Below are 9,926 nucleotides of genomic sequence, written 5' to 3'. Positions count from 1 at the left end.
TTTCGGATCGGTCACGTGCGCTCCTGCGGGGGGCGGCGCACGGATCACCCGTGGCACGGCCCATACAGGGAGCATCGAATTTTCGGGCGACCCATTTCAGTTCGGACAGCCCCAAATCCCGGCACAAACCGCCGGATACTGCGTCCGGTAATCAGTCCGCCCCGTCGGTCGGACGAAGCTGTAGGAACTCACCGTCGGCCATCAGTTCGCCCTGCTCGACCATGTGATCGACGACCGCCGCAAAGGCCTCACGGACGGTGCGGGTGGTGCGGTCGTAGCCCATGAGCCGGGCGGCGGCGGTGGGCAGCGCGTCGGCTGGAACGCCGTATTCCCTGGCCACGGCGATACGTACGGCCGCGGCCAGTTCCTGCGGCGGGATGCGCTTGGGATTGGTCACGGGACAGTCGTCGGCCCCGCGATCGCGCGGGACGATCGCGTCCGGATCGTCCTCGGCGAGCCAGATGAACTTGCCGCGCATGACGGCCTTGCCTTTGTCGAGGACCTTTTCCAGGCCGCGGTTGAAGCAGCGTCGCACGCCCTTGGAACGCTTGGTCTGATAACGGTCAGCGAGCACCGCGACGGCGTCGTCGAGGTGGATCGGGGCTTCGGACTTGAGTATGGAGTGGACCTGGCGCGCGAGCCCGGACGGGGGCATGACCTTGAGGTCCTCGACGTCGCCGTAGGTCTTGCCGCGGTTGTGGGTGTACGGGCGGGTGAGGGGCGGGTCGTCGGGGGTGGGAGTCGGTTCGGCCTCCGGTTGCGTGGCAACCGGGCTACTTGGTTCTTCGGGAGTGGCTTCTTCGGTAGCCGCGTCGTCATGCAACGCGAGGTCGGGTTTGCGAAGCTGTTCGTCGATGCGGTCGATCACCTCGTCGGGATCGCGCATCACATCGGGACTCCACAAGCGCAGCACGTCCCACCCGAGCATCTTCAGCACCGACGGACGGGTCCGTTCGCGATCGCGCGCTGTTGGGCAACGGTCGTACACGCGGCCATCGCACTCGATGCCGGCGAGGTACTTCGCGTCGTCCTTCGGATCGACCACGCCCAACGGCACGGCGAAGCCCTCTTCGCCGACGCGCGGACGAATCGTCCAGCCCTTCTCTTCCAGCCCCTTCGCCACGACAGCCTCAACGGTCGCCTCAGGATCGCGCTCTTCCGACTCGCTCGGTGCCCGCCCGTGCTCGGCGAAGTAAAGGTAGTCCCGCAGCGCGATCACCCCCTCAGCCGTCAGGTCGCTCGCAAAGTCATCCGCCGTGATCGTGCTGAACACCACACACCGCCGCTTGGCACGCGTGACCAGCACGTTCAACCGCCGCCAGCCGCCGTCGGCGTTGAGCGGGCCGAAGTTCATGCTGATCTTGCCGTCCTCGTCCCGGCCGAACGCGACGCTGATGTAGATCACGTCCCGCTCGTCGCCCTGCACGCTCTCAAGGTTCTTCACGAAGAACGGCTCGTCCTCGTGCAGCGCGAAGAACTTCTCGACTTCCTTGTCGTTGAGTTCGCGGCGAAGCTTTTCGACCTCGTCCAGGATCTGTTGCTGCTGCGGGAGGTTCAGGGCGGCGACGCCGAGGGACCATTCGGGCTTGGTGCGGGCGTGTTCGATCACCGCCTCGGCGACGGCCTTCGCTTCGTCGGGGTTGGTGCGGCCGCGGCCTCGCTTGTAGATGCCTTCGCACTTGCGCAGTGTCACGCCGAGGTTGCGGCGGTCGGTGTCGGGCGAGGGGAAAATGCGCAGCGTGCCGTCGTAAAAGTGGCGGTTGGAAAAGCCGATGAGTGACGCGTGCTTGGAGCGGTAGTGCCAACGTAGACCGCTGCGGTGTGGCAGGCGCACGATGCCGAGCGAGAGGATCGACTCGAGATCGCCGGCCCCGACGTACGCATCGTCTTCGTCGTCCCACTCGCTGCCGGCGTCCATCTTCGAGAAGAAGTTCGTCGGCGGCAGCTGCTTCTCGTCTCCGACGAGGATGAGCTGCTTACCCCGCGCGATCGCCCCGAACGCATCGGCCGGCTCGATCTGTGACGCCTCGTCGAAGATCACCACGTCGAACTCAATCGCGCCCGGCTTGAGGTACTGCGCGACGCTGATCGGGCTCATCATGAAGCACGGCTTCACGTCCTTGATCACATCGCCGCAGACGTCGAGCAGTTTGCGCAGCGGCATGTGCCGCGACTTCTTACGCGCCTCGGCCTGGAGCGTGCCGAGCTTGCTGGCCTTCTGTGCTTTGTGGCGGTAGTCGGGCTTTCGTGCAGAGACCTTGGCGGCGAGTCGGTCGCGCGTGGCGTCTAGCCATTGCACGTCAAGCTGGCGGAAGCGGTCGGTGAGCTGTTGGAACTCCGCGCCGCGGAAGCCGTGCAACGCCGGCAGCTGCTTCATCGCCGTCTCGAGCCAGAGCCGCAGGTAGTGGCGTTCGAAGATGTCGGCGAGCTGGCCTTCGGGTAAGTCCTCGGTGAGCGCCCAGCCGAGGAAGGGCGCTTCGACGCCGTCGCCGGCTTGATTGCGGGCACTGTTCAAATCAGCGAGGTCGCTCAGCCGGTCGGCGTGTTGTGGCAGGCTCGCGAGACGTTCCTTCAATGCCGGCAGGTCGGCGTCGAGCCACTCGCCGTCGAGGAAGGTCTTCGGGTCGGCCTGGGTTTGGTCGAAGAAGCCGCGGAGGCGTTGGTTCATCGCCTCGGCCGCTTCGTTGGCGGGGTCGGTCTTACGCCGCAGGATCTCCCGGCCCTCAGAGCTCAGAGCCGCCTTCGCCGCGTCCATGGTTGCCCCGCCGCGCTGGACGAGTGCCCACACTTTTCGCAGCGCGTCGATGTGCGCAAGGATCGTGTCGGGTTCGGTTTCGACGCCCTGCCACACGTCGCCGAGCAACGGCTTGATGGCGGCAGCTTCGGCTTCGATCTCGCCACGCACACGTCGACTCTCACCGACCGCCTGCAGCACCTTGATCTGCTGCGGCGTCGGCGGCAATGACGTGACAGACGCCTGCTTCATCCGCTTGCTGTCGCGGTACCAGCTCGGGCGGAAGAGCCGCGTGAACGACTCGCCGTGCTTGCGGCGACGATCCAACACGTCGGTCCAGTCCTGCGTTTCCGCGTCAGGCTTGAGCTGCTTGTTCCACTGCGACTTGAGCTCGTTGCGCAGGCGCAGGTGGCCGACGATCTCCTCAACCTCGGCGGGGACGCCGGCGAGTTGGGCGTCGTCGATCAGGTGCGGGTCGACCTTGGGCGCGACCAGCAGCGTCTTGGCGTCGCGGAGCAGTTGCTGGACGCCGGCGGGTTTGTGTGGCGTGTCGGTGCCGAGGTGTTCGGCGAGCTTCGCCGTGGTGTCGAGCGTCTGCCCGATCGTGTCGGCGACGGTGGTCGCTTCGTCGCCGAGCTTCTGCACGTCCTGGAAACCAACCGACGTCAGGCCGACGCCACGCCAGGGGTGCTCGTTGACATTGCCGACGCGGTGCAGGCGGGTGTCGATGGTGCGGAGTCGTTCGAGCGCGGCCGCGACGGTCGGCCGATCCCACTGCATGACGTTCTTCAAGTCCGCCCGCGCATCGGGCGCATCGGCGAGCTCAACGAGTCGGCCGATCGCTTCGTAGACGCTCATCTCCTGGGCACCGATCGTGCGGTGCAGCTGCCGGGCGTAAGCGTTGAGCCGATCGCGCACCGCTTGGAGTTCCGAGCCGTCGAGCCGCTTGTCGGCAGCCTCGCCCGGCGGCTGGTTGAGCACGCGCGACAGCTCGCCGAGCACGAGCTTCTTGCTCGTCTTGTGCGAGTGGAGTTCGAGCGCGAAGTCGCCGAGGCCGACCTTTTCCAGGCGGCGCTTCACGACGTTGAGCGCTGCGGACTTCTCCGCGACGAAGAGCACCGTCTTCCCCTCGGCCAGCAGCTCGGCGATGATGTTGGTGATGGTTTGCGACTTGCCGGTGCCGGGCGGGCCGTCGATGACGAGGTCGAGGCCGCGCTTGGCCGCGATGATCGCCGACTGCTGTGAACTGTCGGCGTCCATGACCTGGAAGTTTTCGCTCGGTGGGATCTCGTCGTCGAGCTTGTCGGGATCGGGCATCTGACCCGACACATCCGCCGGCTCATCGCCGGCGAAGACGCGGATCAGCTTGTGCTCCGCGAGCTTGCCGTCGGGCCAGGCTTCGAGGTCGAGGTCGCGCCACATGAGCAGCTTCTGGAAGCTGAACAGGCCGAGGTGGATTTCGTTCTCCAACGCCCAGCCCTTGTCCTTCGGAATCAGTTCGCCGACGGATTTGAGCAGCGGGCCGATGCCGGTCTCCTCGTCGAACTCGGGCAGGTCGAAGCCGAACTCGCGCTTGCAGAGTTCGATCAGGCACGGGTTGACCATCACGTCCTCGCCGCGCCAGCGGAGCGTGTGGCGGCTGTTGATGTTCCGCCGGGTCAGGTCGACGGGAATGAACAACAGCGGCGCGCGACTGACGGGATCATCGTCGTCCTCTTTCCATTCGACGACGCCAAGCGTGAGGAAGAGGATGTTGTACCCCTGCTCGCGCAGCGCGGCGTCGGCCTCGCGGCTGAGCTTGAGCAAACGGTCCTGCAGCACCTTGCCGGGGAGCAGGGTTTGCAGTGCGTCGTCCTTCTGCGGGTCGTCCTTGCCGCGGCGGATCGGGGCGAGATCGAAGGCAAGCGCGTCCGCCTCGTTGTCCTCGGGATCGTCGAAGGGGTCGAGCAGGTCGGCCACTTCCTCGGGGGCCTCGTCGCGGGAGAGGAACTGGAACCGCTTGCCGCCGAGCAGGCGTTCGATGACCTGCTGGGGCAGTTCGTGGACGACGCGACAGGTCCGCTGGCCCTTGTCGCGGTGGTTGAGCAGCCGATTGCGGCGGGTCAGGTCCAGCAGCTTGCGGCGGACGTCTTCGAGCTGTTGGGCGATGGTCTCACTCACGGGTGAAGCATCGTATATGAACCGCGTGCGAATTTCGGTTGCGCGGGTATGCTGGCGTCCGTGAAGCTCAACTTCTGGCAAGTGCTCGGGATTCTGCTGCTCGTGCTCGGTGCGGCGTGGTGGGTGTACGCGAACTTCATCGCGGCCGAGGAGGTCGACGAGACCGTTCCGGCCGAGGTCATAAATGACGAGGTCACTTCTGAATGAGTCGGCTCGGCGTCGATCTGGCCAGCAGCTACGCGCTGAGCGTGAGCCGGATCGTGAGCTGGGCCGCGGTGTTCGCGATCGTCTGGCGGCAGCTAGGCCCGGAAGCGTTCGCGGTGTTGGCGTTGGCGCGGAGCACGATCGGCATTCTGCGCGTGACGGGATTGGGGCTCGGCCCGGCGACGCTACGGTTGTTGGCGGAGGAGCGGGCGCGGCAGGTCGAACCGTTGAGCGGCGACCGGAGGGAGCCTTTGGAGGAAAGCTCTCGCCGGTCGCCAATCGATGGGGAGACCGCGTCCGACGCCGGCCCGGGGATTCGCTCCGCTCATCCCTCGGCTTCCCCCGGATCGATCACCAACGCAACCCCAACGCCGAGGGATGAGCCACGCGAATCCCTGGACGCGGACCGCGCCGACTCGACGCCGAAGGCTGAGCGCAGCGAAGCCTCGGGCAATGCGGTCCCGATTGCGTTGGAATACGACACTCCACGCGAGCCGATTCATCGCCCGGTGCTCCTCCATCCGGCCCTGCTTGGATTCCCAATCATCTTCGTGATCGGCATCGCCGGCATGGTCTACGCGGAGAGTTTCCACCAATGGCACAAGCTCACGGTGACATCGGGAGTGTGGTACGGGCATGCGGAGCAGATGGTCATGTGGCTGTCGTTCGCCGTGGCATTGCGCGTGGGAACGGACTGGACAAGCGGGTTCCTGCAGAGCCGCGGCTGGCTCTGGCTCGACAACTCAATACTGACGCTCACGGAGCTCCTGTGGCCGATCGTCCTCGTGATGTCGATGGCAGGTCGCTGGAATCTGAGTGACGCCGGATTCGCACTCTTCGTGGCCGAAGCGATCGGGGCTGGGTTGCGATTGCTCGTTTCACTCTCGACGGCGATTGGGATTCGAGTACCGATCGCCCGCCTCCTCACCCTCGGCGGCTTCACCACCCTCGCCGCTGCGGCCGATTACCTCTACGCGCCGATCGACTACATCCTGCTCAACCGTTTCGTCCCCGGCGGTATCGAGACATATGCACCTGCCGTCATGTTCGACTCGGCGTTGTTGCTGGTCGGATCGGGGATCGCGGCAGTGGTGTTGCCGTACTCGGCGCTGGCGGATGCGGCCGGGGATCGAGACGCGGTGCGGCGGCAGTATGTGCGGGGGACGTTGGCGTCGGTGGCGCTGCTGGTGGCCGGGGCGGTCGTCGTCTGGCTCGCGGCACCGCTGGTCTTCCGGCTCTGGCTCGGCGAGGACCTGCCGGCCACCCGGGCCATCCTGCCGTTCGTGCTGCTCCACACGATCATCGGCGGCAGCGGCGCGGTGGGCCGGTCGGTACTGCTGGGCATGGGCCGGGCCAAGGCGCTGGCGATCAGCGTGATCGCGTTCGGGGCGCTCAACGCGGCGATCTCGACGGCGGCGGTGCTGCTGGGCTTCGGGCTGGCTGGCGTGATCGTCGGGACGCTCGTCGCGGTGACCGGGCGGTGCGTGGTGTGGATGCCGTGGTACATCCTGCGGGTGTTAGCGGCGGATTTGGACAAGTCGGCCGATTGAACCGGGGTTGCGCGACTTCTATATTCCGGACCTTTGACCGCCGGAAATGGGCGGTTTTCCTTTGAATTTCAACTCACCTCGGAGCTCCAAGACCATGGCAACCGCCAAGAAGACCGTCAAAAAGGCCAAGAAGGCCGTGAAAAAAGCCGTGACCCGTGCGAAGGCGAAAGCCGGCAAGCGGGTGTTCTTCTTCGGCGACGGCAAGGCCGAGGGCGGCCGCGATGACAAGCTCCTGCTCGGCGGCAAGGGTGCGAACCTGGCCGACATGACCGTCTCGGGCTTCCCCGTCCCGCCCGGCTTCACCATCACCACCGAGACCTGCAAGGCCTACAACGACCTCGGCCAGAAGCTCCCCGAGGGCCTCATGGACGAAGTCGGCAAGGCGCTGCGGAAGGTCGAGAAGGCCACCGGCAAGAAGTTCGGCGACGACAAGGATCCGCTGCTCGTGTCGGTCCGCTCGGGCGCCTTCGTCTCGATGCCCGGCATGATGGACACCGTGCTCAACCTGGGCCTCAACGACAAGGCCGTCGAGGCGATGGCCGCGGCGACGAACAACCCCAAGTTCGCCTACGACAGCTACCGCCGCCTGATCGACATGTTCGGCGACGTGGTCATGGGCGCCGAGCACGAGCACTTCGAGCACGAGCTGGTCGCGGTCAAGGAAGCGGCCGGCGTCGAGAACGACAACGAGCTCACCGCCGATCAGCTCAAGGACGTCGTCGACCGCTACAAGAAGGTCTACAAGCGTGAAGTCGGCAAGCCCTTCCCGCAGGACCCGATGAAGCAGCTCGAAGCCTCCATCCGCGCCGTGTTCGGCTCGTGGATGACCGAGCGGGCGATCAAGTACCGCCAGATCAACGACATCACCGGCCTGGCCGGCACTGCCGTCAACGTCCAGACGATGGTCTTCGGCAACATGGGTGATGACTGCGCCACCGGCGTCGCCTTCACCCGCGACCCCAACACCGGCGAGAACTCCTTCTACGGCGAGTACCTCATCAACGCCCAGGGCGAGGACGTCGTCGCGGGCATCCGCACGCCCATCTGGATCACCCAGATGAAAAAGACCCACCCGAAGTGGTACAAGGCGTTGATGGACACCCGCGCCAAGCTCGAGAAGCGCTACCGCGACATCCAGGACCTCGAGTTCACCATCGAGCGCAACAAGCTCTACATCCTGCAAACCCGCAACGGCAAGCGCGGCGGCGTCGCGGCGCTCAAGATCGCCCTCGACTTCCTCAAGGAGAAGCTCGTCGACGAGAAGCAGGCGGTCCGCATGGTCAACCCCGAGCACCTTGACCAGCTGCTGCACCCGATGATCGACCCCAAGGCCAAGGCGAAAGCCACGGCACTGACCAAGGGTCTCAACGCCGCCCCCGGCGCGGCGGTCGGCAAGCTCGCCTTCACCGCCGACGAGGCCGAAGAGCGCGTGGCCAAGGGTGAGAAGGTTCTGCTGGTCCGCCGCGAGACCGAGCCGGCCGACATCGGCGGCATGAAGGTGTGCGAAGGCATCCTCACCTCCACAGGCGGCAACACCTCCCACGCCGCCGTCGTCGCCCGCGGCATGGGCACGCCCTGCGTCTGCGGCGCCGCCGAGGTCAAGATCGACGCGGCCAAGAAAAAGTGCGTCATCGGCAACAAGACCTTCGGCGTCGGCGACTTCCTCTCCATCGACGGCACCACCGGCGAGGTCTACGAAGGCGAGCTGCCCACGCTCAAGCCGAAGGTCTCCGGCGACTTCGCCAAGTTCATGAAGCTGGTCGACAAGTACCGCACCATGAAGGTCCGCGCCAACGCCGACACGCCCGAGGACGCCCATGTCGCCCGCGACTACGGCGCCCAGGGCATCGGCCTCTGCCGCACCGAGCACATGTTCTTCGACCCCGAGCGCATCAGCGCCATGCGGCAGATGATTCTCTCGGATTCGGAAGAAGGCCGAAAGATCGCCCTCGACAAGCTCGCGCCGTTCCAGAAGAAGGACTTCTTCGAGCTGTTTAAGGCGATGAAGGGCCTGCCGGTGACCATCCGCCTGCTCGACCCGCCGTTGCACGAGTTCCTGCCGCATTCGAACAACACGCAGAAGGAACTGGCCGAGGAAATGGGCCTGTCGTTCTCCGAGCTCCACGCCCGTGTCGAGGAGCTGCACGAGATGAACCCGATGCTTGGCCACCGCGGCTGCCGACTGGCCGTGACCTACCCGGAGATCCTCCGCATGCAGGTCCGTGCCATCCTTGAAGCCGCCATCGAGTGCAAGAAGAAAAAGATCAAGGTCATCCCCGAGATCATGATCCCGCTGGTGGGCGTCGTGGAAGAGCTTTCCTTCCTCAAGGAGCACCTCGAGGACGAAGCCAAGGCCGTGTTCAAGGAGCACAAGACCAAGGTCAAGTACCTAGTCGGCACGATGATCGAAGTGCCCCGCGCCGCGGTCACCGCTGAGGAGATCGCCAAGGAAGCCGAATTCTTCAGCTTCGGCACCAACGACCTCACGCAGATGACCTTCGGCTACTCGCGTGACGATTCCGGTCCGTTCATCAACGAGTACATCAAGCCGGACGTCGGCATCCTCGAGCGCAACCCGTTCGAGTCGCTCGACACCGACGGCGTGGGCTTCCTCGTTGACCACGCCGCCAAGGCCGGCCGCAAGGGCCGCGAGGGCATCAAGCTCGGCATCTGCGGCGAACACGGCGGCGACCCCAAGTCCGTCCACTTCTGCCACGAAGTCGGCCTCGACTACGTCAGCTGCAGCCCGTATCGCGTCCCGATCGCGTTGCTCTCCGCCGCCCATGCGGCGCTGAAGTAACCGCAAGGGAAACTCGCCAACACGCCCACGACCCGCGTCGGCCACGGCGCGGGTCGTGGGCTTTTGTCCCGACGCTTTGAGAGTCCGCTCGCCGGGTGGATAACGCCCACGCCGGTGGCGGGTCGGTTACCCTTGGTGCAGATGGCCCCGACGCTTGAGTACGCAGCAACGGACGCGGATGAGCAGCCGATCGACCCGGTCGCTCCGCGCCTTCGGGGCGTGCTGTTCCTAGTCGTCGCACTCGTGTCGATCACAGGCTGGTTCTGGCTGCCGAGCCTGCTTGGAGTCCGATCGACTTGGTTGTACCCGACGCTGTCCGACTACTCGCTGCTTCTCTGCGTCGTGCCGGCCGCGGTGGCCGTTGGTGTGACGTTCTTACACAAAGACCACGACTGAAGAACATTTACATCCGTTCTTCACGCCTTAAACACGCGCATTGACGGGGGGCGAGTGCCCGCCCCCCCCTCGGGTTTTTCGG

The 9,926-nt window shown here is 65.5% G+C and carries 5 protein-coding genes; 4 read left to right on the top strand and 1 reads right to left on the bottom strand.

Annotated features, from left to right (window positions below; all coding sequences use genetic code 11):
* Positions 1-151: 151 nt before the first annotated feature.
* Positions 152-4,894, bottom strand: a complete 4,743-nt coding sequence (locus AAGD32_01120) for a DUF4011 domain-containing protein (GenBank protein ID MEM8872832.1) — start codon at positions 4,892-4,894, stop codon at positions 152-154.
* Between the two features lie 60 nt (positions 4,895-4,954).
* On the opposite strand from AAGD32_01120, the gene AAGD32_01115 reads away from it, so the two are divergent.
* The 4 genes from AAGD32_01115 to AAGD32_01100 all read left to right on the top strand — a co-directional run bounded on the left by AAGD32_01115 (position 4,955) and on the right by AAGD32_01100 (position 9,844).
* Complete coding sequence (locus AAGD32_01115) at positions 4,955-5,101, top strand: hypothetical protein (GenBank protein MEM8872831.1); 147 nt, start codon at positions 4,955-4,957, stop codon at positions 5,099-5,101.
* A complete protein-coding gene (locus AAGD32_01110) occupies positions 5,098-6,648 on the top strand; it encodes an MATE family efflux transporter (protein MEM8872830.1) in 1,551 nt (516 codons plus the stop codon). Before AAGD32_01115 ends, AAGD32_01110 begins: the two co-directional genes overlap by 4 nt.
* 94 nt (positions 6,649-6,742) lie before the next feature.
* Positions 6,743-9,448, top strand: a complete 2,706-nt coding sequence (gene ppdK / locus AAGD32_01105; GenBank protein MEM8872829.1) for a pyruvate, phosphate dikinase — start codon at positions 6,743-6,745, stop codon at positions 9,446-9,448.
* A 141-nt stretch (positions 9,449-9,589) separates the two neighbouring features.
* Entirely contained in the window at positions 9,590-9,844 is a 255-nt protein-coding gene (locus tag AAGD32_01100; protein MEM8872828.1) for a hypothetical protein, read from the top strand.
* Positions 9,845-9,926 lie beyond the last annotated feature (82 nt).

Source organism: Planctomycetota bacterium, from assembly GCA_039182125.1.
GTDB lineage: Bacteria > Planctomycetota > Phycisphaerae > Tepidisphaerales > Tepidisphaeraceae > JBCDCH01.
Note: the sequence above shows the minus strand (reverse complement) of the source record. Positions and strands in the feature narration are given on the sequence as shown.

Coding starts and splice junctions, on each gene's coding strand:
- AAGD32_01100 (MEM8872828.1), top strand. CDS start 9,590: ATGGCCCCGACGCTTGAGTACGCAGCAACGGACGCGGATGAGCAGCCG.
- AAGD32_01110 (MEM8872830.1), top strand. CDS start 5,098: ATGAGTCGGCTCGGCGTCGATCTGGCCAGCAGCTACGCGCTGAGCGTG.
- ppdK (MEM8872829.1), top strand. CDS start 6,743: ATGGCAACCGCCAAGAAGACCGTCAAAAAGGCCAAGAAGGCCGTGAAA.